The sequence below is a fragment of the Mesorhizobium sp. W067 genome, from assembly GCF_054719525.1.
This window is the reverse complement of record NZ_JBTTII010000001.1, coordinates 877456-900945: the sequence shown is the minus strand read 5'-3', so window position 1 is coordinate 900945 and position 23490 is coordinate 877456. Positions and strand designations below refer to the sequence as shown.

The window sequence follows — 23490 nt, the reverse complement described above, 5'->3', positions numbered from 1 at the left end:
CTACCACATCCGGCGTCAAGTCATATGCATATGTTCTAAAGTGCCATGCCGTCGGCGGATGTTGTCTGATAATTTGCCCTTTGGCATCAAGGGGGCAAAAGAAGCCATGTCTGAGGACAAAATCCGAAATATAAATCTGACCGCCGACATCGTCGCGGCATTCGTGCGCAACAATTCAGTGCCTCCGGATAGCCTGCCGGCGTTGATCGAGAGCGTCAATGCAGCGCTCGCGGCCGTGGACAATCCCGTTGCTCCGCCGCAACCTGCGCCTGAGCCCGCGGTCAACCGCAAGCGCTCGGTAACGCCGAATTTCATTTACTGCCTCGAGGATGGCAAGAAGTTCAGGTCGCTGCGGCGTCATCTCGGCTCCGCCCATGGCATGACGCCGGAAGCCTATCGCGCCAAATGGGACCTGCCCGGTGACTATCCGATGACGGCGCCCAGCTACGCCGCCAAGCGCTCGGAGCTGGCAAAGGAGTTCGGGCTCGGCATCAGGACACCCGAGGCCCCGGCCGCCAAGGCGCCGGCCAAGAGCAAGACCAAGGCGTAAAGGCACGCCCCCTCCGTGCCGTACGCCTGCTGGAGGACGATCGTGGTGGCCGGAGAGCCCAATGACGTTCGCGTGGAACGTGTGGACCGCCGCCAATGGGCGGTGCTGGTTGCCGAGAATGGCACGGTGACCCAGCATCTGTTCATGGCCCAGGAAGCGGCCGAGGAGTTTGCCGACGGCGAGCGGACAAGGCTCGGCCTTCCCGCCAGGCCGCCGGCGGCGGATCCGCTGGCCTGAACAGTCCTTCAACGGGCTGCAGGATACAAGACGCAGCCTTCGACAGGCCGTCTAGCGACTGGTCATTAGCTGGCTCTTATGGAATCATTCCACTCCAATCGGGGGAGAGCGGGATGGACAAACCAGCCATGGCATCCGTGTTCAGGATGCGGCAAGCGCCAGCCACTGTTTCGGGCGTTCGCAGCGTCGGCCAAGGCCAGGCCGATCCGGTCATCGGCAGAAGGCCGCTCGGCGAGGCGATCCGCTTCGTCATCGACGCCCATCCCCATTACGACATCAGCGGCGTTTCGATCGCCTATGGCGACGGCTCGGCCCCGCGCCTCGGCAGCCGGGAGGTCAAGGCGCTGTGGGCCGAATATGGCCGCCGCTGGATGGAAGAGTAGCGCAGGCCATCGGCCGACGCCTATCGCTTGCATCCCCGTCCGGATCGTAACAGCGGCTCATGCGTTGAGCGTGAGCCAAATGGGAGCAACAGCCATGAACGTCGCCAATCTGCAACTCGAAGGCCTGCTGATGGCCGTCGCCTCGATCAATCAGGTACTGGTGCGCAAGGGCCTGCTCACGGTGGAGGATATCGACATTGCGCTGCGCAAGGCCGAGGCCATCGAAACCGGCGAGGAGCGGTCCGACGGCATGTCGGAGTCCAACCGCGACGCCGTCAACTTTCCGATCCGACTGCTGGAACTGGCCAATCAATGCCAGCCGGAGGCGGACATGCCGTCCTTCTCGAAACTGGCCCGCATGGTCGGCCAGATGAAGGAACCCTACAACGACCAGATGTGAGGCGGTCTGCCGACGCGGGGCCTCACCCTCGGCCGAGCTTCGAGGCCAGCACGCTGCCCGGTCCATGCACGCCGGCGAACAGCAGGCCGGCGGCGAACGGGAAATGGGACATGAAGGCGCCGAACTCGGCCTGGTTGCCGGTCCAGTGCGACGGACCGTGGAAGGCAAAGCCGAGGAAGACCACGTAGACGGCGGCGACCAGGGCGGCCGGTGTGAAGAATGCTCCGGTCAGGAGGGCGATCACCAGCAGCGTTTCGAGGATCGCGGCGCACCAGGCCAGAAACAGCGGGAACGGGAAGCTGGCGGCGGCGATGTAGCCGGCGGTCATGTTCATATCCATGAACTTGAACGCTGCTCCCATCGCGAACATGGCGGCCAGGGTCAGGCGGGCGATGAGAATGGCCGCGGTCTGCCACGGCGATTGAACGGCTTCCATGATGTGCTCCAAAGGTTTGCAACGGGTTTCATCCCAAGGACGGGCGCGACGCCGCCGATCCGACATCGTCCCGCAAAATTCTTTCCCGGCGAAGCAGAACTTCTGAAAAGGCCGCCGCTTGCGGGCAAGCCTGATTGCCGCCCGCTCAGAGCTTCGCCATCAGCTCCCGCCCCAACCGCTTCGGCGGCTCGGCGCGCAGCACCACATCGGTCGTCACCGCGCCGTAGCGGCCGATGGCGTCGACGATGCTTTCGAGGTCGGGCGGCGACGGGACGACGACCTTGACCAGAAAACAATCCTCGCCGGTCACCCGCAGCACCTCAACCACTTCCGGCATGGCCGCGAATTTCTTCAGGCAGGTCTGGATGTGCTCATGCGTGGTGCGCAGGCGGATCATGGCCATGGTGCCGAGACCGAGGGCGGTGGGATCGATCGCGGCCCGGTAGCCGGCGATGATGCCGCGCTCCTCCAGCCGCTTCACCCGCTCCGACGTCGCGGGCTGGGACAGGCCGACGCGGCGGCCGAGTTCGGAAATGCCGATGCGGCCATCCTCCTGCATGATCTCGATGATTGCCATGTCGGTGGGGTCGAGCCGTGGCCGGTAATCGCCGTTTGCCATGAACACCTTCAATCCATCGGAATTCTTCGTCGCTTTCCGATGATCTCTCATTCCGCGAACAAGGAGAAGCCCTAGGATTGGGACATCATCTGCGGCGAAGAAACAGGATTTTCCATGACCGACTTCATCATTCTGCCGGGCAGCGGCGGATCGGGCGAGGCCCACTGGCAGACACGCTGGCAACAGGCCGACCCGGCGATGCGCCGCTTCAGCCCGGCAAGCTGGGAGCTGCCGGATTTCGACGACTGGGTGGCGGCGCTGGACGTCGCGGTGTCACAGGCACAGACCCCGCCGGTGCTCGTCGCCCACAGTCTCAGCTGCCTGCTGGTCGCGCATTGGCAGGCGGTGTCGAGCAGTCGGATCGGCGGGGCGTTTCTGGTTGCGGTTCCCGACCCGGCCTCGCCGGTCTATCCCGCTTACGGAATTCCCTTCGCCGATACGCCGCGCGGGCCGCTTCGCTTCCCCTCGCTGATCGTGGCCAGCACCGACGATCCCTATGATCCGAACGGCTATGCCGGTGAGAAAGCCACACAATGGGGCAGCGAACTGCACATCGCCGGGCCGCTTGGTCACATCAACAGCAATAGCGGGCTGGGCGACTGGCCGGCGGGAATGGAGCTGCTGACGGCCTTCGTGAGAGAGAGACAGGCCGACCACGCAATCGCACCGTAGGCGCCCGAAGCGTGCGCGCGGGCTTGCCCCGACTTGTCCCGCCAGCTATCTCTCGGGAGGGGCGTTTGTGAGGGAGCCTGCGAATGGTGTCCGTCCGATATCTGGTCCGCGATGTCGATCTGTCCATCGCGTTTTATACGAGCCATCTGGGCTTCGCGCTGAAGCAGCAATTCGGTCCGGCGATGGCCATCCTGACGCGCGGCGACCTTTCGCTCTGGCTCGCCGGCCCCCTGGCGTCGGCAGCCAGGCCGATGCCGGACGGCCGGACACCCGAGCCGGGCGGATGGAACCGCTTCGTGCTCGAAGTCGAGCAATTGCCGTCAATCGTGACTGAGATGGGCGAGGCCGGCGTGCGGTTCCGCAACCAGATCGTCGAAGGTCCGGGCGGGCGACAGATTCTTTGTGAAGACCCGTCCGGCAACGTGATCGAGCTGTTCGAGCCCAGCTAGGCTTCGGCCGTCGCCTCGGATTCGGCGCCGGGCTTTGCCTGGCCTTCCCACTGCCGCTCCGCCTCTGCTTTGCGCTTCGGACAATCCTCGTAGTCATGCTCTCGCGAACCGCAATAGGAGCAGCATTTTGCCGGCGTGTCGGTTCGAAGCATTGTGGCCATGCACAAGAATGCACGAAAATTCATCCGGTTGCAGCAGCGTCTGCGACGTCGCTGCTGGGATGCGTGACCGCCAGCCTGGCGCCGCCCTCAATAGCCGCCGCCGAGGATCGGCAGAATCTCGGCGGCAGACATTGCGCGCGGCGCGTATTCGTCCGGCCTATATCAAAGTTAAATGCGGATGCTGGGCGTGAGGTGGTAGGTGATCCCGATGGGGGGACTCTCAACGCGCTCGAGGTGTCCCATGGACGTTCGAAATCTGATTGCCAAACTGTCGGCCGCGGTATTGCACCGCCGCGCCGCGTCTTCGCCGATACTGTTCAGGCCGATCCGCAACTCGCTCGCCGACATCCCGTTGAAGCCGGCGCCGCGGCCGCCTTATCGTCCGCATCGGCCGATCTGGCCGGCAAGCAACATGTAGCTCGCCAGGCCTGCAACCAGTTTGTGATTTCCTCGTTTATGGCGATCCCGTTTTCAAGGAGGCAAGTGATGAGATCGATCCGGGCGAGACGCGAATGGTTTGGATGGTGAGCGCATGAGCCGTTTTCTGCCCCTGACGATCAGATTCGTGGACGGCAGCGCGATGACGGTGTCGTCGATCGCCGACGCCAGGAGGGCGCTAGGCGGAACTTGGAAGAACAAGCAGACGGCGGCCTACAAGGCGGCCGACAGGCTGGTGGACGACGCGTTGAACGGCATTTGCCGCCCGGACATCGCCTTTGCCGCTTTCCAGAATGCCGCCGCCCAACAGGGCTTGCTGAAGCCGGCCAAGCCAAGTGCCGCCCTTGCCATGCTCGACGAATTGGCGTCGCTGGATGGGCATCGTTGAAAGACCGGCTGACGGATTGCCTGCGATGTCATGGCGAACGCCGGATAGCCTATCTCGGCTCGCGGTTCATGCTGAGATAAGTCGGGTCGAACTCGGCGATTTCCACCAGCTGCTGCCAGTCCAGAATGGTCACCATGTAATTTGCCCAGCCGATCACACCGATCTTGCGCAACGCGCCGATGACCCGGTTCATGTGGACCACCGAAAGCCCAAGCACATCGGCCAGTTCCGCCTGCGACAGAGGAAGCCGGAAACTCATGCCGTTGGTCTGCTTGACCACTTGGAGCCGCACGAACAGCTCGCACACAAGATGCGCCAGGTGCGAGGTCTTGGACCGCCGGCCCATGGCCACGATCCATTCCCGGTGAATGGCGCCATCGACGAGCGTGTCCAGCCACAGCAAGCGGCTCAGATGAGGCGCCTGTTCGGTGATCGTCCTTAGCCGACTGTGGTCGGCGGCGATCACCCGGCATGGCGACAAAGCTATAATGCCATGGTCCATTGTCTTGAGCAGGAAGGCGTGCAAATCGACAAAATCGCCGGGCACCTGCAACGAGGTGAACTGGCGGCCGCCATCCTCCAGCACCTTGTAGCGCGCCGCCAGACCCTCGATGATGAGCGTGCTGTAGCCTGGCCTCGATCCCTCGGAAACGATGTCCTGACCGGTGGCAAAATCCATCTCGATGGTCATGGCGGCGGCCAGCAGCCCCTTTTCCTGCTCGGACAAAGCGTCATGCTGGCCAAGGTTGAGATAAAGCGGTTCTAGCATCGAGGATCCAATTCGAGATTTCGTGGACATTCGTGGCCTAGCCAAACGCCGGAGATCGGGTGCGGTTGCAATCGGCCGGCACGGCGACGGCTCCTGGCAGGAAATCTGCTCAGGACACAGTCGCATGGAACCATGGGTGCGGGTTGGGATTTAATCCATGTCGCTCAAAAATGGCCCCGATTTTGAGACAACGACATGCATAAAAACACAGACCTGAAGCGCGTCGCCTGCGTCCTTTCAACCGCGATGCGCCTTAGCGTTCTCACGCAGGGATCCTTGCACACATGGAACGGTTCTACTTCGACTTGTACAACGCCGAGACCCAGATTGATGAAGAGGGGCAGCTTTTTCCCAGCCGGGAGCGTGCGGGAGCCGAAGCGCTGCGCATATTGCACGATGTGGCGCGCGACGAGATACCGGAGGGCGACCACCGGCGGATCACCGTCAAGATGCTGAACGAGAACAGGGAGCAGATATTCGAAGCGTCACTGACCATGGCGTCGCTGTGGAGTTGAACTCGTCGACCCTGTCGAGGACTGTATGGAACCTCTTGCCCTCCCCTCTGTTTCCTAAGGAGGGGCCAGCGGCAGAAGCTGCACGGCTGATTGACTGGAGGCATCTATGTCCTTGCAAAAGCTTCATCCCGAGCAGGTCGACGACACACGCAGGCTTGCCTATTCGACCTTTGCCCCGGCGCTGATCGGTTCGCTCACCAAGCGTCTGGCGCGGTGTCAGGGCGTCAAGGAACTGGGCGCCCTGGAAAAGTCGCTCATCCGCCTGATCGAAGACTCTGATGTCGATGGGCCGCAAGCCGAGGCGATGAAAGAGTTCGCCATCGAGCTGGTGGTGTCGACGATATCGGAAGCCCGCGCTCACCCCGACACCAAGAGCGATGTCGAAGCCGTTGGCGAGCGCCGCGCCGAAGGCCGCTCCGAGAACCCGCAGACGCTCGAGGAGCAGTTGCAATCAGGCCTCGAAGACAGTTTTCCGGCCAGCGATCCGCCCGCCGTCGTCTCGACCGCCATTTCCGGCGGCTCGAAGGACCTTGTCGGCACCGACGAGGTGTTGCGCCGCAAGAAGGAGGCGGCGCAGCGAAAGCAGGAAAAGGCCGACGCCGGTTAGCCGGACAAGTCGCGCCAGCTCGGGCGATGAGAAGCCGTCAGCCGAAGCGCTTTTCCGGTGACTGTCCGCTGGATGGTGACTGTTCGCCGGCCCGCGCGACGATCGCCTCGAGCGGCTCCGGCCGGTGAAGCAGAAAACCCTGGCCATAGGCCACGCCCATGCCGCGCAAAATGTCGAGCGCTTCCTGCTGTTCGATCTTTTCGGCCACCACCGCGCAGCCGAGACTTTTGGCGATGCCCGCTATGGCCGAGACGATCTCGCGGTCGAAACGGCTTTCCGCGATATTCTCGATGAACGAGCCGTCGATCTTGATTTGATCGACCGGAAAGCGCCGCAAATATTCGAACGAGCTCATGCCGGCGCCGAAATCGTCGAGGCTGACGCGGCATTGCCGCTCGCGCGCCTTGCGCACGAACTGCTCGGCGGCGTCGAAGTTGGTGACGGCCGCGGTCTCGGTGATCTCGAAACCGATGCCGGAATGCGGCGCCCCAGTCTCGGCGATGACGGCGTCGACGAAATCCCACAGCAGCGGATCGCTCAGCGTCTGCGCCGACAGGTTGAAGCCGAGCATGATGGCGCCTGACCGCATCGCCGCGCCATGCTGCGAAAGCGCTGTCCTGATGATCCAGCGGTCCAGCCGCGAGGCAATGCCGAAGCGCTCGGCGACCGGAATGAATTCGTTGGGCGGGATCAGCTTGCCATTGCGCCCGGCAAGCCGCGCCAGCACCTCGACATGGCGGCTCTCCTGCCAAGGCTGGCCCAGAAGATGGATCTCCTGGCCGAACAGTTTCAGCCGCCCGTCATCCATGGCGTCGACCGTGTCGGCGGCGACACGCGCCGCGTTGAGGCCGCCGGAGCCCGACGCCGCGTCCGCCGAAAACACCGCGAAGCGATTGCGCCCGGCCGCCTTGGCGGCATAGCAGGCGTCGTCGGCGCAGGCCAACGCATCGGCAACCGTGGTGGTGGTGTCCTCGACGAAGGCGATGCCGATGCTGGCCGCGAGCTTTCGCGAGGTCGCCGGCAGTCCGAGGTCGGCGTCACGGACCGCCGCAAGGATGGCGCCCGCCAGCGCCTCGGCCTTGGCCGATTGGCAATTGGGCACCAGCAGCGCGAACTCGTCGCCGCCGAGGCGCGCGGCACGTGCCGATGCCGGCAGGCAGCCCAGAATACCGGCGGCGACACCCCTCAGCGCCAGGTCGCCGGCGGCGTGGCCGGCAAAGTCGTTGAGCGCCTTGAAGTAGTCGAGATCGACATAGAACACCGCCAGCGGCAAAGCCCGCTCGGTGGCGATATGCACGGCCAGCAGCCGGTCGAAGGCGGCACGGTTCAACAGGCCGGTCAGCGCATCGTGGTGAGCGGCGTAGGCGAGTTCCCGCTCGCGTTTCTTGTCCTCGGTGATGTCGCGCACGGTGCCGAGAATCTGGCCCGCCGTCTCGGGCGCCGCGATGAAGCGCACCAGCGATTCGACATGACGGATTTCGCCGTCGCGCCTGACGATGCGGTATTGCGCGGCGACGACGCCGTCGGTCGAAAGCGGCGCCAGATGGGCGCGCTCTGCGGCATCCTTGTCGTCGGGGTGCAGATAGGAATGCCAGAGGTCGGCGGCCACCTCGTCGGTGTCGGCGACCAGACCGAATATCTCCCTGGTGCGGGCGTCCCAATAGCTCTTGTTGGCGTCGATATCGTGATGCCAGATGCCGGTGCCGCTGGCCGCCAGCGCCAGGCGAAAGCGCACATTGACCCGCTCCAGTTCGGCTTCCGCCTCTTTCTGCCGGCTGATGTCGGTCTGCACGCCCATCAGCCTGACCGGCTTGCCCGTCTCGTCACGCTCGACAATGCCGCCGCGGTCCAGCACCCAGATCCAGTGGCCGTCCTTGTGCTTGAGGCGCAGCTCGGTCTCGATCGAGGCGGTCAGGCCGGAAATGTGCCGCTCGCCGCTGGCCAGCGCCCGCTGGCGGTCGTCGGGATGCGTCAGCTTCAGCCAGAGGTCGTCGCTGTTGGCAAGCTCGCCATCCTCATAACCCAGCATGTGCGACCAGGTCGGCGAATAGAAACAGTCGCCGCTCAAAATATCCCAATCCCATACGCCGAGATGAGCGCGTTCGAGCGCAAGCGCCCAGAATTCGCCGTTGCGTATTTTCTCTTCAGCCATGCCCTGGTTTCGCTCACTCCGTCGCCGCCACTATGCACGCAAGCAGAGAAGAAAGCGTTACCGGGTGGCCGCGCCCACAGTGCGGACAAGGCCTGCAATCGTGCCGGACCATGCCGTAAGGCATCATCATGCGATTGGGGCTCGTCATGCCATTGGCGCCCTGATTGGAACCGCCCTGGCCGGGCCTGGCTCGACGATCCTTATCGCGCGGCGGCGCGCATTGTCCTCGAGCAGGCCGCGCAGTTCCTCACGGCCGCGCGCGATGCGCGACATCAGCGTCCCGGCCGGCACGCCGAGCATCTCGGCGGCCTCGGCATAGGAGAAGCCCTCGATGGCGACCATGGTCAGCGCGGCACGGCGGTCCGGGCTGATCGCCTGCAGCGCGTCGATGATCTCGCGCGCGGCGACGTTCTCCAGCTGGTCGGCGGGAGAGGCCTGCACCTCGCCGGCCTCCAGCGGCAGCATCGAGGCCTCGCCACGCCGGTTCACCTTGCGCATCTGGTCAATGAACAGATGATGCATGATCGTGAACAGCCATTTTCGCGGGCTCTCTCCCGTCTGCCAGTTGTCCAGCCGCAGCAGCGCCCGCTCCAGGCAGTCCTGGACGAGATCCTCGGCGGAATCGCGGTCGCGCAGCAGCGAGCGCGCATAGCGGCGCAGGCGCGGGATTTCGTCGAGAATTGCTCTCTGCTTTTCGTCCATGACCTTTTGTCTTCGTTTCGGCATGCCGTTGCCGCAAAACCGCTGCGCCCCCGGGTGAGGACAGCTTTGGCTGATCTGAAAAAATTCCTCTGTTCATGCCTGTCGTCGGCTCCAAAAACGCTGGGCACTTTTGGGCGACAGGCATGACGCGCTAGCGCGGCGTGGCGTCGATGGTGACCCGGTCGGGATAGAAGGCGCCGTGGGCGCGAATCTCGGCCATCTCGTCGAAGGGCTGCTCATAGGCCCACATCGCGTCGTTGCCGGTTTCACTCGCCGGCAGCACGTTCCAGTAGCTGGAGTCGCCCTTGTAGGGGCACAGCGTCGACCGCTCCGTCTTCCTGAGCTTGCGGAAGTCGATGTCCTCGAACGGGATGTAGAAGGAGAAGGGATGGGGCGGCTCGGTCACCATTTTGGCTTTTGCCGAGGAAGCGATGATGGTGCCGTTTGCAAACACGACGACACGCCCGTTGAAGGGCTCGACGGTGATCACCTTGCCCGGATTGCGCCTGAAGCCGGGTGACGGGTTCGCATGCTGATCCATGACTGCTCTCCTTGTCCGCTGGTGGTTCGATGCCGGTCGACGGCGTCAGCTCTCACTGGTCACTGATGGGCCGGCGACAGCGGTCACACGCGACAGCTTCTGGCGCTTTTCGAGCTGTGGCTTTTCATAGGTCTTCTTCATCGTTCTTCCTTTTCTGACGTCTGGCAGCCGGTCCGCGCGGCTGCCGGCCGTGGATCATGGCCCCAAGGGACAACAGGCGCATCTCCCGTCCGGCCGATGCGCCGCCGAAGGAAATCCGGGCCAGCGTGGCAAGAACGATTCGCATGTGTTTCGCCGCGATCCGACGGCGGTGGATTTATCTCAGCCGGGACGGCCATGCTTGGGCCGGGCGGAACACGGTTTTGGCGAATGCGGCCCTGTCAGCACGACCGCAAGGCTTGGACAGGCGCGAACAGCTACCGGCGCGGCTATGGCGATGGCTGCTTGGCGCCGGTGCACGCCGCGAAATATCGATAATAAAGGGCGACAGGTGAGACTCTACAAAATCAAGATGATTTGCCAGATATTTTCGCCTTTTCGGCACGAGAAGCAAAATAAATTTTCGACAGACGAACTTTCACTTCGGAAAAATGTCCATTTCATCTCTGTTAACCAAATATTAACCAAAATTATCCGATACATACCGAAGTTATTCGCTGTCGTAATCCGAGTCTAAGTTGTAATAATCATTGCACAGTTCGCTTCTGACATTACTGTATCGTTGATGTCTTGCGAAGCATGCAACGGAGGAGCTGTAGGAGTGAAATCCGGGTCAAGACTGTGTTGCGAGGAACGGTCTGCCCGACGGAGGAAACACGCATGAGATTGCTGAAATATGCGCTGCTGACGGGAGCGTCGCTGCTTCCCATCCTGCCCGCGATCGCCGCGACCGCGACGGGCAGCATGAATGTCCGCATCACGATTACCGACGAATGCAAGGTGCAGACGGCGAGCGATCTCGATTTCGGCTCGCACGGTGTCATTGATGCGAATGTCGACCAGACCAGCACCATCAACGTGCAATGCACGACCGGCAAGTCCTACAATGTTGGTCTGAGCGCCGGAGCGGGCGCGGGCGCAACGGTTGCTGTTCGCAAGATGACCGGGCCGGCGTCGGCGACGATCGACTACACCATCTACAGGGAAAGCACCCGGACGCAGCTTTGGGGCACCACGATCCCCACCGACACGGTCGGCGGAACCGGCAACGGCGCCATTCAGCCGCTGACGGTCTACGGGCGTGTTCCACCGCAGACGACACCGGCGGCGGGCCTCTACACCGACACCGTTGCGATCACCATAACGTACTGACAATCGATACCAACACGAGGACGATCATGCGATCCATGCTTTCATGCATCGGAGCCACGGCTGTTCTGTTGCTGTGCGCCGGTCTCTCACAAGCCGCTTCGCTCAGGGTGGCGCCGACAGGTCTCGAGCTGATCTCGCCCGACGCCTCGGCGGTTCTCAACCTCAGCAACGATGACCCCAAGCGGCCGATCAATGTGCAGATACGCGTCTTCGCCTGGAGCCAGGCTGGCGGGATCGAGACGCTGACGCCGACTACGGACGTCGTCGCCAGCCCACCATCGACCAAACTCGGACCCAATGCCCAATACGTGGTTCGCGTCGTGCGCGTCAGCAAGGCGCCGGTGCGGGCCGAGGAAAGCTACCGCGTCATCGTCGACGAGTTACCCGACCCGTCGCGCAAGAAGGCCGGTACGGTCGCGCTCGCGCTGCGCTATTCGGTCCCGGTGTTTTTCCGCGACGCCGATGCCGCCGCGCCGGCAGTCGCCTGGAGTGTTTCGCGCAAGGGCGGCAGTCTTGTGCTGACAGCCAGCAATACCGGTGAAAGTCGTCTCCGCTTGTCCAACCTATCCCTGACCCAGAACGGCAAAAAGCTCGGCAACCGAAACGGGCTCGTCGGCTATGTGCTGGGCGGCGCGACCATGCAGTGGCCGATCGGCAGCAGCAAATCCTTGTCCGCTGGCTCCGTGCTTTTGAAGGCACAGAGCGATCTTGGACCCTTCGATGCCAAAGTTGCCGTCAAGGGCAAATAGGATCGCGCTAGTCGTCGCGCTCGCGATTTTCACACCTTTCTCGGCGGTGAACGCGCAAGAATTGCCGGCCGTGACGAACCCTGAAGACCCTGGCCAGCAAGCCGGCCGCAGCCTTTATCTAGAGGTGTTCATCAACGACGTCTCGACCAAACTGATCGGCAGCTTCACCCAGATGCCGGATGGCGGCCTGGCATCGACGCCGCAAGAGCTGAAGGAGGTCGGCCTGAAACCGCCGGAGGACATAGCCGACGCCGGCGGCCTGGTCAGGCTCGACCAGTTGGCCGACGTTTCGTTTCGGATCGATGAGGTAGCCCAGCGCCTCTACGTCACCGCCGCCGATGACAGCCGCGAGGCGCGCATGGTCGATCTCGGCTTGCGCTTGCAGGACCGGCCGGCGCCGCAATCGGGCTTGGGCGCGGTTCTCAACTATTCGCTGTTTGCCAGCTCCAACACATTGTTCGACAAGGACGTCGAGCTGTTCCAAGGCGTTTCCGGCGGCTTCGATGCGCGCGTGTTCAGCCCCTATGGCACGCTCAGCCAGTCGTTCATCGCCGGCTATTCCGATGGCAAGCTGGGCGGCTTTACGCGGCTCAACACGACCTGGAGCTATTCCGACCCCGACCGGCTGATGACCTACCGCGCCGGCGACTTCGTCTCCGGCGGCTTGTCGTGGACGCGGCCGGTCTATCTCGGCGGCGTCCAGGCGCAACGCAACTTCCACCTGCGATCGGACCTGGTGACGCTGCCGCTGCCGTCCTTCGGCGGCACGGCGGCGGTGCCGTCGACGCTCGAGGTCTATACGCAAAACGTGCGTACCTATTCCGGCGACATCCAGCCCGGGCCATTCCAGGTCACCAATTTGCCGGTGTTCACCGGCGCCGGACAGGCCCAGGTGGTGCTGCGCGACAGCCTGGGGCGCGAGACCACCGCCACCTTGCCGTTCTATGCCTCCAGCATGATGCTGCGTCAGGGACTGCTCGATTTTTCCGTCGAGGCGGGCATGGCGCGGCGCAATTTCGGCATCTCTTCCGACGACTATGATGGCCGCGTCATGGGCGTCGCCAGCGCGCGCTACGGCGTGACCGACCGGCTGACATTGGAAGCCCATGCCGAGGGCGGCGCCGAGCTGATCAATGGCGGCATAGGTGCTGCCTTCCCGCTCGGGCCTTATGGCGCGGCGTCGGTGGCGGTGGCCGGCAGCCATCATGAGGGGCGCACCGGCTCGCTGGTCGATGCCAGTGTCGAATTCGGCTATGATGGCTGGGCGATCAACGCTCACATGCAGCGGGCCTTTGGCGGCTATGATGACATCGCCTCGGTGACGGCGCAGCCGGTTCTCGACCCCGACGACTTCACCCGTTTCAGCGCCGGCGTGCCGCGCGCTGTCGACCAGGTGACACTCAGCGTGCCGATGCCGATCGATTTCTCCAGCCTCAACCTGTCCTATACGCATTTGAAGAGCGCCAAGGGCGAAAGCAGCCAGATCGTCGGCCTGTCCTACAGCCAGGCATTCTTCAAGCGCAGCACGCTCTATGCCACGGCCTTCGCCGATCTCGATGACGACAGCAGCTATGGCGTGTTCGCCGGGATTTCGATCCCGTTCAACGACGACATCTCGGCCTCGACAGGCGTCGAGCAAGGCCCTGACGGCCTCAATGTCACTGCCGACCTCGCCAAGGCGGAGCGGGCCGAGGACGGCAGCATCGGCTGGCGGCTGCGCACCTCCGAAGGCGAGGTTCCCAACCGCTCGGCAGCGGTGAGCTACCGGGCGCCGTTTGCGCGCCTCGCGGCCGGCGCCCAGCAGTTCGACAATGATTTTCGCGTGACCGGGCAGATGGACGGCGCCATCGCCGTGGCCGGCGGCGGCGTGTTCGCCACCAATCGCATCGACGACGCCTTTGCCGTCGTCGATGTCGGCACGCCGGACGTGGAGGTGTTGCATCAGAACCGGCCGGTCGGGAAGACCGACAGCAAAGGCCGCATCCTGGTCACCGGGCTGAATTCCTATGAGCCGAACACGGTGTCGATAGACCCGAAGAACCTGCCCGTCGACGCCGATATTCCGACCACCAAGGAGACTGTCGTTCCGGCCGACCGCAACGGCGTCGTGCTGAAGTTCGGCGTGTCGGAGGCGGCGCAGGCCGCGCTGGTGACGCTGGTCGACCCGAGCGGCACGCCGCTCGAAGCCGGGCTTGCCGGCCGCGTCGACGGCGGCACGGAAGATTTCGTCGTCGGCTATGATGGGCAGGCCTACATCAAGGGCCTCGGCAAGCAGAATGCGGTGGTGGTCGGTCTGGCGGACGGCAGCTCGTGCCGAGCGGATTTCCCGTTCGAAGCGGTGCGAGGCCGGCAAGTGACGATCAAGGATGTGGTGTGCCAATGAAAATCCCAGGCCAAATGATGCGCGCTGCAGTCGTTATAATCCTCGTACTGCTGCCGTCGCTGGCCCGGGCGCAGAGCTGCACCGGTACCGTCACCGACATGAATTTCGGTCTCATCGACACGCTGTCGGCCACCGCAGCCACCGCGACGGCGACACTCAACATGAATTGCACCGGCGGCGTGGTGCGCATCCTGTTCTGTCCGAATATCGGCGCCGGCAGTGGGGGTGCTACCTCGGCGGCAGCCAGGCAGATGGCGAGCGGCGCCAACAGCCTTAACTACCAGCTCTATTCGGACCCCGGAATGAGCGTCGTGTGGGGTTCCTATGCCTGGGCCTATGCATCGCGCCCGCCGCCGCAGGTGCTGGTGCCCATTCTCATCGGCAATGCATCCGGCAGCGCCACGATCTACGCTCGGGTGACCGGCGGCCAGTCAGCGGTTCCGCCGGGCACCTATCAGTCGATATTTTCGGGCATCCACGTCGAGTTTCGCTACCAGAACGACCTGCTCGGCAACAGCTGCAACACCGGCTTCGGTCTGACGGCGCCCGATCCGACCTTCACCATCAACGCCACGGTCCAGGCAAACTGCCTGGTCACCACCCAGAACATCGATTTTGGCTCAAAGGGCGTGCTCACCGCTAATGCCGATGCCACCGGCCAGGTCTCGGTGACCTGCACGCCGTCGACCGCCTATACGGTTTCCCTGGATGGCGGCACGACAGGCGGCACGCCGACCAACCGCAAGATGTCGAAGGGGGCCGAGCGGGTCACCTACGGCCTCTACAAGGACATTGCGCGCGCGCAGCCCTGGGGTGATGCCGGAACGCCGGGAAGCACGGTGGCCGGCACCGGAACCGGTACGGCCCAGGCGCTCACCGTCTATGGCCGCGTGCCGCCGCAGACGACGCCCTCGGCCGGCGTCTACACCGACACGGTGGTGGTGACCATCACCTATTGATCGCGGGCCTCCTCGCCGTTGGCCGGCGCCAGCCAGCGCGCGTAAATCTCGCCGACGATGCCGCGGCGAAAGACCAGCACGCAGATCATGAAGATCAGGCCGGTGGCGATGGTCACCGGGAAGCCGGAGGTGGCGAGGGTGTTTTCCAGCCCGACTACCAGGCCGGCGCCGACTACAGGACCGACCATGGTGCCGATGCCGCCGAGCAGTGTCATCAGGATCACCTCGCCCGACATCTGCCAGGTGACATCGGTCAGCGTCGCGAACTGGAAGACGATCGCCTTGGTGGCGCCGGCAAGCCCAGCAAGGGCTGCCGACATGACGAAGGCGGCGAGCTTGTAGCGGCCGACCGAATAGCCCAGCGAGATGGCGCGGTTCTCGTTCTCGCGGATCGAACGCAGGATCATGCCGAAGGGCGAGTTGACGATGCGCCAGACGGCGAAGACGCCGATGAGGAAGACGGCAAGCACGACGAAATACATGTTGAGCGTGACGTTGAGATCGACGATGCCGAACAGATGCCCGCGCGGCACGCCCTGTATGCCGTCCTCGCCTTCGGTGAACGGCGCCTGGACACAGAAGAAATAAAACATCTGCGCCAGCGCCAGCGTGATCATCGAGAAATAGATGCCTTGCCGGCGGATGGCGAGGAAGCCCATGACCAGGCCGAGCACGGCCGCTCCGGCGGTGCCGAGCAGGATGCCGGCCTCGGGCGGCCAGCCCCATGCCTTGACGGCGTAGGCGCAGAAATAGGCGGCGGCGCCGTAGAAGGTGGCGTGGCCGAACGACAACAGCCCGGTGTAGCCGAGCAGCAGGTTGAAGGCGCAGGCAAACAGCGCGAAGCACAGCATCTTCATCAGGAAGATCGGATAGACGAAGAAGGGCGCGGCTATCAGCGCCAGTATGGCCAATGCCAGCAATACCCGCTCCAGCCGCACGGAGGCGGCGGTGCGCTGTTGGTGAAGGGTTGCCTCGCTCATCTCAGGCGTCCCTTCCGAACAGGCCGGCGGGGCGCAGGAGCAGCACGACCGCCATGATGACGAAGACGACGAGGTTCGACGCCTCGGGATAGAACACCTTGGTCAGGCCCTCGGCGAGGCCAAGCATATAGCCGGTGACGATGGCCCCGAGGATCGAACCCATGCCGCCGACCACGACGACGGCAAAGACGACGATGATGATATCGGAGCCCATCAGCGGACTGACTTGGTAGACGGGCGCGGCGAGAATACCGGCAAGGCCGGCGAGCGCCGCGCCGAGCCCATAGGTGAGCGTCAGCAGCAGCGGCACGTTGACGCCGAAGGCCTGCACCAGCTCGGGATTTTCGGTCGCGGCGCGCAGATAGGAGCCGAGCCTGGTCTTTTCGATCAGGAGCCAGGTGCCGATGCAGATAATGAGCGAGGCCACCACCACCCAGCCGCGATAGTTGGGCAGGAACATGAAGCCGAGATTGGTGCCGCCGGCAAGCTGCGCCGGAACGGCATATGGGTTGCCTGACACACCGTAGTAGAAACGGAACACGCCTTCGATGACCAGCGCCAGTCCGAAGGTGAACAGCAGCCCGTAGAGCGGATCCAGGCGGTAGAGCCGCGACAGCGCCACGCGCTCGACCGCCATGCCGAAGACGCCGACGATGAGCGGAACCAGGAGCAGCGCCGGCCAGTAGCCGATGCCGAGATGGACGAGCAGCAGGTAACCGATGAAGGCGCCGAGCATATAGAGTGCGCCATGGGCGAAATTGATGATCCGCAGCAGGCCGAAGATGACGGCCAGGCCGAGGCTCAGCATGGCGTAGAAGGAGCCGTTGATCAGCCCGACCAGCATCTGGCCGAGCAAGGCCTGGACGGGGATGCCGAAGATCATGGTCATGGCGTCACCGAGGGTGTTGCAAGCGGGATGCGTCTGTGCGGCACGTACCCCCACCCGGACCTTCGGTCCGACCTCCCTACAAGGGGGAGGTAGGGCGGTGGCCCTCCACCCTCCCCCTTGTGGGGAGGGTCGCTGCGCAGCAGCGGGGTGGGGGTACTGCCGTGGGCTGTCGTCATCATACCCCCAACACCTCGTGCAGCTGTTGCGTGTGAGCGGCAAGCTCGCTTGCGGCAAAACCCTCCACCACCTTGCCATGCTCCATCAGATAGAAGCGGTCGGCGATGCGCGCGGCGAAGCGGAAATTCTGCTCGACGAGCAGGATGGTCATGCCGCGCTTTTTCAAGGTCGCCAGCAGTTCGCCGATGAGCTGGACGATGACCGGCGCCAGGCCCTCGGTCGGCTCGTCGAGCAGCAGCATCTGCACGCCCGTCCGCAGGATGCGGGCCATGGCCAGCATCTGCTGTTCGCCGCCGGAGAGTTTGGTGCCGGGGCTGTTGCGGCGCTCCTTGAGGTTGGGAAAGAGATCGAAGATTTCCTCGACGCTCATGCCGCCCTTGGCCACCACCGGCGGCAGGATCAGGTTTTCGTCGACGGTGAGCGTGGCGAAGATGCCGCGCTCCTCCGGCACGAAGCCGATGCCGCGATGGGCAACACGATGCAGCGGCAGGCGCATCAGGTCGCTGCCGTCGAACGCGACGCTGCCGCTGCGCTTGCGGACCAGCCCCATGATGGCGCGCAGCGTTGTGGTCTTGCCGACGCCGTTGCGGCCGAGCAGCGTCACGGTCTCACCGCGAAAAACGTCGAGGTTGACGCCATGCAGCGCATGGCCCTCGCCATACCAGGCATGGAGATCGCGCACGGCAAGCAGCGGCTCACTCATGCTCGGTCCCCCTGCTCGGTCCCCATGTAGGCGACCCTGACGCGCTCATCGTTGCTCACCGTCGCGTAGTCGCCGGCGGCGAGCACCTGGCCGCGCTGCATGACGGTGATCCAGTCGCAGAGGTCGGCGACGACGGTGAGATTGTGCTCGACCATCAGCACGGCGCGGTCCGTTGCCAGCGAGCGGATGATGCCGGAAATGACACCGACATCCTCGTGCCCCATGCCGGCCATCGGCTCGTCGAGCAGCAGCACTTTCGGGTCGAGCGCCAGCGTGGTGGCGATCTCGAGCACGCGCTTCCTGCCATAGGAGAGATCGCCGGCCGGACGATGCGCGACATCGTCGAGACCGACGACGGCAAGCAGTTCGCGCGCCCGTGGAGTCAGTTGGTCAAGCGCGGCCAGCGAGCGCCAGAACTGGAAGCCGAGCCCGCTCGGCCGCTGCAAGGCGACGCGGACATTGTCGAGCACGCTCAGATGCGGAAAGATCGCCGATATCTGGAACGAGCGGACGAGACCCATGCGGGCCACCCTGGCCGGCGCGGTGCGGGTGATGTCGTTGCCCAACAGTTTGATCCTACCGCTGCTCGGCTGCAGGAACTTGGTCAAGAGGTTGAAGATCGTCGTCTTGCCGGCGCCGTTCGGCCCGATCAGCGCATGGATCTGGCCGTGATGGACGTCGAGGTCGACATTGTTGACGGCGACGAAACCGGCAAAGTCGCGCCGCAGGCCGCGGGCGGAAAGCACCACCCGCGGCTGGATTTCGGCACCGTCCTGCTGGACGGCCACGGCTTGCACCATCGTCACTTGGTGACGAGCGGGCAGCCGCTGTCTTCGGCCTTGATGAAGGCCTTGTCGCCCGGAATGGTCGCAAGGTAGGTGTAGTAATCCCAGTCCTTCTTCGACTCCTCGGGCTTCTTGACCTGGTAGAGATACATGTCGTGCACCATCGAGCCGTCGGCCTGTACCTTGCCGTTGGCGTTGATGATGTCGTCGACGGGCATTTCATGGAGTTGCTTGGCGACCGCCTCGGTCTCGTCGGTGCCGGCCTTGTCGATGGCCTTGAGATATTGCAGCACCGCCGAATAGGTGCCGGCCTGGATCATGTTGGGCATGCGGTTGGTGCGCTTGAAGAAGCGCCCGGCGAAGTCGCGACTCTTGTCGTCGCGGTCCCAGTAAAACCCTTCGGTGAGCACCACGCCCTGCGCCGCCTGCAGTCCGAGGCCGTGCACCTCGGCAAGCGTGAACAGAAGTGCTGCCAGCCGCTGGCCGCCGGCGACGATGCCGAACTCGGCCGCCTGCTTGATGGTATTGGAGGTGTCGAGGCCGGCATTGGCAAGGCCGATAACCTTGGCGCCGGAGGACTGCGCCTGCAGCAGGAAGGAGGAATAATCCGTCGATCCCAAGGGGTAACGCACCTCGCCCAGCACTTTGCCGCCGCTTGCCTCAACAACCTTTGAGGTCTGCTCCTTCAGCGAATAGCCGAAGGCATAGTCGACGGTGATGAAATACCAGCTGTCTCCGCCCTGCTGCACCAGCGCGCCGCCGGTGCCGACCGCCTGCGAGTGGGTATCGTAAGCCCAGTGGAAACCGTAGGGCGAGCATTGCTTGCCGGTCAGGTCGGCCGATGCCGCTCCGGTGACGATGTCGATCTTCTTCTTTTCCTTGGACAACCCCTGGACGGCGAGCGCCACTGAGGATGTCGTCAGTTCCATGATCGCGTCGACCTGCTCGGTGTCGTACCACTGGCGCGCAATGTTGGAGGCAATGTCGGGCTTGTTCTGGTGATCGGCGTTGACGATCTCGATCGGCGCGCCCTGCACCTTGCCGCCAAAATCCTCGACCGCCATCCTGGCGGCCTCGACCGACCATTCGCCGCCGAAATCGGCATAGACGCCCGACTGGTCGTTGAGGATGCCGATCTTGACCTTGCCGTCGGAAATTTCGCCGGCCGCCGCCGGCATCGCAGTCGCCGCAAGCAGCGCGGCTGAGACGAGATAGGATGCTTTCACAGGTGGTTCCTCCCTTGTGGCCGACGCCGGGAAACGCGGCGGCCTTGCAATGGTTCAACAGTTCCGTCCGGTTCTCGCTGAAATCCGGGCCAGCGCCCGTCACTTCTCCTCTTGGCAACCCCTCCGCCCTGGGTGCGCCGGGAACCGTAGCATCACATTTCGCGAGGCGAGAATGCTATTTTCGTAGCAGGCGTGCAGGCATAACGACAAGCCTTGGAGGCCGAGTTCCTTCACCCCCCTCTGTCCTGCCGGACATCTCCCCCTCAAGGGGGGAGATTGGTTGTCACTGCCGCCGTTGCCAGTCGCCGACGTTGCAGGGTGGCGCCGTCAGCGAAGCTGCTGATCTCCCCCCTTGCGGGGGAGATGTCCGGCAGGCCAGAGGGGGGTGTTCAAGCGCTAGCTTATGAGTGACTAGGAGCGAACGCCTCACCGATTCTGCGGATAGATCGTCTCGCCGCGCTTCAGCATCGCGACGAAAGCCTCGATCTTCTTCTTGCGCCCCGCCTCCGTCTTCATGTTGTGGGTGCGGAAGGCGAGCGCGAAGCGGTTTTGGGCGGAAAGCTTCGCCAGCATCTCTTTCGCCTTTGGCTCGGCATCGATGGCGGCCTGCAGATCGGCGGGGATTTCCATGGCTGAGCCATAGGCACGGTCCCAGCGGCCGTCGGCCTTGGCCGCCTCGACCTGTTTCAGCCCGTGTTCGGTCATGCGGCCCTCCGCGACCAGGCGGGCAACATTGTCGATGTTGATCTTGCTCCAGATGCTCTTCTTGCCGCGCGGCGTGTAGCGCTGCAGAAAGCTCTTGTCGTCGAGCCCTTTGCGTACCGCGTCGATCCAGCCGAAGCACAGCGCCACGTCGATGGCCTGCTTCGGCGTGATCGAGGCGAGGCCCGAGCCGACCTTGTGGACCTTGATCCAGACCTCGCTCTCGCCGGCATGATTTTCGCGCAGCCAGGCGTAAAAACTGTCGGGATCGGGGAATTCATGAACCTTGTCGGGATCGACCTTGAACGGCGCCATCATCACCTCGTTGTTGCCGGGCCGGCTGTATCGGCTGTCGATGCCAGTTTCCGTCAGCTGCGTCGATAATCCCTAACTATTCCGCACTGGCTTGCGCCGCAGCCGACGCCCGTGGCAGTTTCCTGCTGGTCAGCCGGGCAAGGCAGACTGCAATTCGGGGGAAATGCCATGCGAGCGATGTTACTCGGCCTCATCCTTCTGCTGCCGGCCTCGGCACTGGCCGAACCGATCGAAACCCAGAAAATCATCACCGCGCTGACCGGCGACTTCAATGGCGACGGCGCCGCCGATCTGGCGATGATCGTCGAGACCGAGCCCGAAGACGATACCATGGACATGCATTTCTTCCTGAGGGACAAAAAGTACAATTTTCTGAAACCCGCCGGCGTCGTGCATGAGCAGGTCTACGGCGAATGGAACGACTACGACCAGCCGCATTATGAGGGCTCCGGCATCGAACCGGAGTTGACCTTGCTGCCCAACGGCTCGATCAAGATCTATCTGCCGGGGCTGATCGGCCCCGGCGAGCGGACCGACATGACGCTGACCATCGCCTGGCGCAACGAAGCCTTCGTCGTCGCCGGCGTTGCCTATGACCATTACAAATACCAGTCCGTTGTCGTCTACAGCAGCTGCGACTACGACGTGCTGACCGGCAAGGGCAAAAGTATGCAGACGCAGGATGATGACAGCAAGGTGAACAGTATCGTGTCTGTCGAAGGCCAGGTCGTGCCCTTCGCGGAGTGGGACACGGGGACGCCTTTTAGGGTATGCGGGGATTGAGGGGGCAGCCAATCTCCCCCCTCGTGGGGAGATGGCCGGCAGGGGGGCCGCTGTCCCGCCAACGCACCGGCCAGTGTCAGCCACGTTTATCCCGCGATTCTTGTCAGAAAATAGATCGAGAGGTCGCGATTCTTCGCGCCCCCCCTCTGCCCTGCCGGGCATCTCCCCCACTTGGGGGGAGATTGGCTTCACTGCAGATGCGGTTTCTTCAAAAAGCTGTTTCGGTCGGCGGATTTCACTCGCAGCCAAGTCTCACGACCGTCACGCACGACCCTGAGAGGAATCTCCGAACCCGCCGGATTCTGCCATAGCTTGCGGTAGAAATCGGCGAGCCCGTCGACCTCGCCATCGCGCACGTCGGAGATGATGTCGCCCTGGCGCAGGCCGGCCTTGGCGGCGGGGCCGCCTTCGGCGACGCTCATCACCACGACCGCACCGTTGCTCTCGGCCGAGAAGGCGCCGAGCCATGGACGTGGCGGCTTCGCCACCTGGCCGCGCGTCAGCAGATCGTCGAGGATCGGGGTCAGAAGGTTGATCGGCACGACCATGTTGATGTCAGCGACCTCGCCGTTGCGGCTCATCTGCAAAAGCAGCGAACCGATGCCGAGCAGGCTGCCATCCTGGCCGATGAGCGCCGCGCCGCCCCAGGACGGATGCGCCGGGGCAATGAAGATCGCCTCGTCGAGCAGATATTCCCAATAGCCGGCGAATTCCTGCTTGGTGACGATGTGTGCCTTGACCGAGCGGCCGGTGCCGTCGGCAAACACCACGGGGTCGCCGATCTTGGCCTTCGAGGCGTCACCCAGCGCCACCGCCGGCAGGCCGAGCGGCGCCAGCGCCTGCACCAGGCCGAAGCCTGTCTCCTGGTCATAGGCCAGCGCATGCGCCGGCACGACGCGGCCGTCCTGGTCGGTCAGCCAGACTTCCTCGGCCTCGGTGATGAGATAGCCTATGGTGAGCACCAGCCCGTCGCCGCGGATGACGACGCCGCTGCCTTCCCGGCGCGTGCCCAGGGCATTGGCCGTGAAGGCATCGTCGGGAACCATGGCGCGCACGCCAACGACGGAGCGCAAGAGCGGGGAAACGGGATCGATGGGCATGCTTTCATCCTGGCAGATTATGCGTGGGCAGTATCCTCTATAGGTATGCCGCGCTGCACAGGGCGCAAGGGCTTAGGCAACAAGGCAATCATTTCAGAGGCTGGCGCTGCTCCTCGTCCGCCTGCCGGCACCTTCTCCCCCGTATAGCGACGGGGAGAAGGGAGATGGCCGCAACATCGGCGCTCTTGGCAACGCTGGCAATTGGCGAAATCAGTAGGCGACAGCGTCCTTCTCGCCGTCACTATACGGGGAGAAGTGCCCGGCAGGGCCATGAGGGGCGGCGCCGACATCGATAATAGTTCAACACAAGTTGAACCTTTCTGAATTGCACCTATGTGTTCCCGTATCTAGGTTCCGCCGACTTTTCCGCCATCAGTCTCGCGCCCTCGCGCAAGTCGTTTTCGCCCCG

At 63.7% G+C, this 23490-nt stretch carries 29 protein-coding genes; 15 read left to right on the top strand and 14 right to left on the bottom strand.

Going from position 1 to position 23490, the window contains the following annotated elements; all coding sequences use genetic code 11:
• Positions 1-106: 106 nt before the first annotated feature.
• The 4 genes from ACYG97_RS04400 (at position 107) to ACYG97_RS04385 (ending at position 1570) form a co-directional block, all read left to right on the top strand.
• Positions 107-550 carry a Ros/MucR family transcriptional regulator gene (locus ACYG97_RS04400; protein ID WP_023671447.1) on the top strand — a complete coding sequence of 148 codons (444 nt, stop codon included), beginning with the start codon at positions 107-109 and terminating at the stop codon, positions 548-550.
• Between the two features lie 72 nt (positions 551-622).
• Positions 623-787 carry a hypothetical protein gene (locus ACYG97_RS04395; protein ID WP_023685951.1) on the top strand — a complete coding sequence of 55 codons (165 nt, stop codon included), beginning with the start codon at positions 623-625 and terminating at the stop codon, positions 785-787.
• Positions 788-900: 113 nt separating this feature from the next.
• Positions 901-1170, top strand: a complete 270-nt coding sequence (locus ACYG97_RS04390) for a hypothetical protein (protein ID WP_023697755.1) — start codon at positions 901-903, stop codon at positions 1168-1170.
• Between the two features lie 94 nt (positions 1171-1264).
• Complete coding sequence (locus ACYG97_RS04385) at positions 1265-1570, top strand: hypothetical protein (RefSeq protein WP_023671444.1); 306 nt, start codon at positions 1265-1267, stop codon at positions 1568-1570.
• A gap of 22 nt (positions 1571-1592) precedes the next feature.
• Here the strand turns inward: ACYG97_RS04385 and ACYG97_RS04380 are convergent, their stop codons facing one another.
• Together ACYG97_RS04380 and ACYG97_RS04375 are read right to left on the bottom strand one after the other, a co-directional pair.
• Positions 1593-2006, bottom strand: coding sequence for a DoxX family protein (locus tag ACYG97_RS04380; protein WP_023734727.1), 414 nt, complete (start codon positions 2004-2006; stop codon positions 1593-1595).
• Positions 2007-2151: 145 nt separating this feature from the next.
• Positions 2152-2625 (bottom strand): Lrp/AsnC family transcriptional regulator, encoded by a 474-nt coding sequence (locus ACYG97_RS04375; protein ID WP_031262516.1) that lies wholly within the window; start codon positions 2623-2625, stop codon positions 2152-2154.
• 114 nt (positions 2626-2739) lie between these two features.
• Here ACYG97_RS04375 and ACYG97_RS04370 point away from each other — a divergent pair, with 114 nt between their 5' ends.
• On the top strand, positions 2740-3297 hold the full coding sequence (locus tag ACYG97_RS04370; protein ID WP_023734725.1) for an RBBP9/YdeN family alpha/beta hydrolase: 558 nt from the start codon (positions 2740-2742) through the stop codon (positions 3295-3297).
• 83 nt (positions 3298-3380) lie between these two features.
• A complete protein-coding gene (locus ACYG97_RS04365; RefSeq protein WP_023727100.1) occupies positions 3381-3746 on the top strand; it encodes a VOC family protein in 366 nt (121 codons plus the stop codon).
• On the opposite strand, the gene ACYG97_RS04360 is transcribed toward ACYG97_RS04365, so the two are convergent.
• Positions 3743-3907 carry a hypothetical protein gene (locus tag ACYG97_RS04360; protein WP_023671439.1) on the bottom strand — a complete coding sequence of 55 codons (165 nt, stop codon included), beginning with the start codon at positions 3905-3907 and terminating at the stop codon, positions 3743-3745. The two genes, ACYG97_RS04365 and ACYG97_RS04360, sit on opposite strands and share 4 nt — an antisense overlap.
• Positions 3908-4148: 241 nt before the next feature.
• On the opposite strand from ACYG97_RS04360, the gene ACYG97_RS04355 reads away from it, so the two are divergent.
• Positions 4149-4325: a hypothetical protein gene (locus ACYG97_RS04355; RefSeq protein WP_023671438.1), complete on the top strand. Its 177-nt coding sequence runs from the start codon at positions 4149-4151 to the stop codon at positions 4323-4325.
• A gap of 114 nt (positions 4326-4439) precedes the next feature.
• Complete coding sequence (locus ACYG97_RS04350) at positions 4440-4733, top strand: DUF982 domain-containing protein (protein WP_023685943.1); 294 nt, start codon at positions 4440-4442, stop codon at positions 4731-4733.
• A gap of 49 nt (positions 4734-4782) precedes the next feature.
• Here the strand turns inward: ACYG97_RS04350 and ACYG97_RS04345 are convergent, their stop codons facing one another.
• Positions 4783-5502 (bottom strand): Crp/Fnr family transcriptional regulator, encoded by a 720-nt coding sequence (locus ACYG97_RS04345; protein ID WP_023671436.1) that lies wholly within the window; start codon positions 5500-5502, stop codon positions 4783-4785.
• Between the two features lie 284 nt (positions 5503-5786).
• On the opposite strand from ACYG97_RS04345, the gene ACYG97_RS04340 reads away from it, so the two are divergent.
• Together ACYG97_RS04340 and ACYG97_RS04335 are read left to right on the top strand one after the other, a co-directional pair.
• Positions 5787-6017 (top strand): DUF6894 family protein, encoded by a 231-nt coding sequence (locus ACYG97_RS04340; RefSeq protein ID WP_023671435.1) that lies wholly within the window; start codon positions 5787-5789, stop codon positions 6015-6017.
• Between the two features lie 106 nt (positions 6018-6123).
• Positions 6124-6624: a hypothetical protein gene (locus ACYG97_RS04335; protein WP_023685942.1), complete on the top strand. Its 501-nt coding sequence runs from the start codon at positions 6124-6126 to the stop codon at positions 6622-6624.
• Between the two features lie 37 nt (positions 6625-6661).
• Here the strand turns inward: ACYG97_RS04335 and ACYG97_RS04330 are convergent, their stop codons facing one another.
• The 3 genes from ACYG97_RS04330 to ACYG97_RS04320 all read right to left on the bottom strand — a co-directional run bounded on the left by ACYG97_RS04330 (position 6662) and on the right by ACYG97_RS04320 (position 10019).
• The gene (locus ACYG97_RS04330) at positions 6662-8776 is read right to left on the bottom strand and encodes an EAL domain-containing protein (RefSeq protein ID WP_023697759.1); all 2115 of its coding nucleotides are present in this window, start codon (positions 8774-8776) and stop codon (positions 6662-6664) included.
• A gap of 144 nt (positions 8777-8920) precedes the next feature.
• Positions 8921-9478, bottom strand: coding sequence for an RNA polymerase sigma factor (locus ACYG97_RS04325; RefSeq protein WP_023734724.1), 558 nt, complete (start codon positions 9476-9478; stop codon positions 8921-8923).
• Between the two features lie 151 nt (positions 9479-9629).
• Positions 9630-10019 carry a DUF427 domain-containing protein gene (locus ACYG97_RS04320; protein WP_023734723.1) on the bottom strand — a complete coding sequence of 130 codons (390 nt, stop codon included), beginning with the start codon at positions 10017-10019 and terminating at the stop codon, positions 9630-9632.
• A gap of 819 nt (positions 10020-10838) precedes the next feature.
• Between ACYG97_RS04320 and ACYG97_RS04315 the strand changes: the two genes are divergently transcribed.
• Genes ACYG97_RS04315 through ACYG97_RS04300 form a run of 4 tightly spaced genes read left to right on the top strand, consistent with a single transcriptional unit; the run spans position 10839 to position 15421 of the window.
• Positions 10839-11330 (top strand): Csu type fimbrial protein, encoded by a 492-nt coding sequence (locus ACYG97_RS04315; protein ID WP_023734722.1) that lies wholly within the window; start codon positions 10839-10841, stop codon positions 11328-11330.
• Positions 11331-11356: 26 nt separating this feature from the next.
• Entirely contained in the window at positions 11357-12079 is a 723-nt protein-coding gene (locus ACYG97_RS04310; protein WP_031262512.1) for a fimbrial biogenesis chaperone, read from the top strand.
• Positions 12051-14462 (top strand): fimbria/pilus outer membrane usher protein, encoded by a 2412-nt coding sequence (locus ACYG97_RS04305; RefSeq protein WP_352914364.1) that lies wholly within the window; start codon positions 12051-12053, stop codon positions 14460-14462. Before ACYG97_RS04310 ends, ACYG97_RS04305 begins: the two co-directional genes overlap by 29 nt.
• A gap of 14 nt (positions 14463-14476) precedes the next feature.
• The gene (locus ACYG97_RS04300) at positions 14477-15421 is read left to right on the top strand and encodes a Csu type fimbrial protein (protein WP_023734719.1); all 945 of its coding nucleotides are present in this window, start codon (positions 14477-14479) and stop codon (positions 15419-15421) included.
• On the opposite strand, the gene ACYG97_RS04295 is transcribed toward ACYG97_RS04300, so the two are convergent.
• From ACYG97_RS04295 to ACYG97_RS04270, 6 genes are all read right to left on the bottom strand, one after another.
• Positions 15415-16401, bottom strand: coding sequence for a branched-chain amino acid ABC transporter permease (locus ACYG97_RS04295; protein WP_023707120.1), 987 nt, complete (start codon positions 16399-16401; stop codon positions 15415-15417). The genes ACYG97_RS04300 and ACYG97_RS04295 overlap by 7 nt on opposite strands.
• 1 nt (position 16402) lies before the next feature.
• Positions 16403-17290, bottom strand: coding sequence for a branched-chain amino acid ABC transporter permease (locus ACYG97_RS04290; RefSeq protein WP_023671423.1), 888 nt, complete (start codon positions 17288-17290; stop codon positions 16403-16405).
• Positions 17291-17465: 175 nt separating this feature from the next.
• Positions 17466-18170: an ABC transporter ATP-binding protein gene (locus tag ACYG97_RS04285; RefSeq protein ID WP_023734718.1), complete on the bottom strand. Its 705-nt coding sequence runs from the start codon at positions 18168-18170 to the stop codon at positions 17466-17468.
• Positions 18167-18970 carry an ABC transporter ATP-binding protein gene (locus ACYG97_RS04280; protein WP_352792485.1) on the bottom strand — a complete coding sequence of 268 codons (804 nt, stop codon included), beginning with the start codon at positions 18968-18970 and terminating at the stop codon, positions 18167-18169. The genes ACYG97_RS04285 and ACYG97_RS04280 overlap by 4 nt, the downstream gene beginning before the upstream one ends.
• A 2-nt stretch (positions 18971-18972) precedes the next feature.
• On the bottom strand, positions 18973-20181 hold the full coding sequence (locus ACYG97_RS04275) for an ABC transporter substrate-binding protein (RefSeq protein ID WP_023707116.1): 1209 nt from the start codon (positions 20179-20181) through the stop codon (positions 18973-18975).
• A 426-nt stretch (positions 20182-20607) separates the two neighbouring features.
• Complete coding sequence (locus ACYG97_RS04270; RefSeq protein WP_031262508.1) at positions 20608-21198, bottom strand: YdeI/OmpD-associated family protein; 591 nt, start codon at positions 21196-21198, stop codon at positions 20608-20610.
• A 168-nt stretch (positions 21199-21366) separates the two neighbouring features.
• Between ACYG97_RS04270 and ACYG97_RS04265 the strand changes: the two genes are divergently transcribed.
• Positions 21367-21981 carry a hypothetical protein gene (locus ACYG97_RS04265; protein ID WP_023730413.1) on the top strand — a complete coding sequence of 205 codons (615 nt, stop codon included), beginning with the start codon at positions 21367-21369 and terminating at the stop codon, positions 21979-21981.
• 188 nt (positions 21982-22169) lie between these two features.
• Here ACYG97_RS04265 and ACYG97_RS04260 read toward each other — a convergent pair whose 3' ends face one another.
• The gene (locus ACYG97_RS04260) at positions 22170-23081 is read right to left on the bottom strand and encodes a S1C family serine protease (RefSeq protein WP_023671416.1); all 912 of its coding nucleotides are present in this window, start codon (positions 23079-23081) and stop codon (positions 22170-22172) included.
• Between the last annotated feature and the right edge of the window lie 409 nt (positions 23082-23490).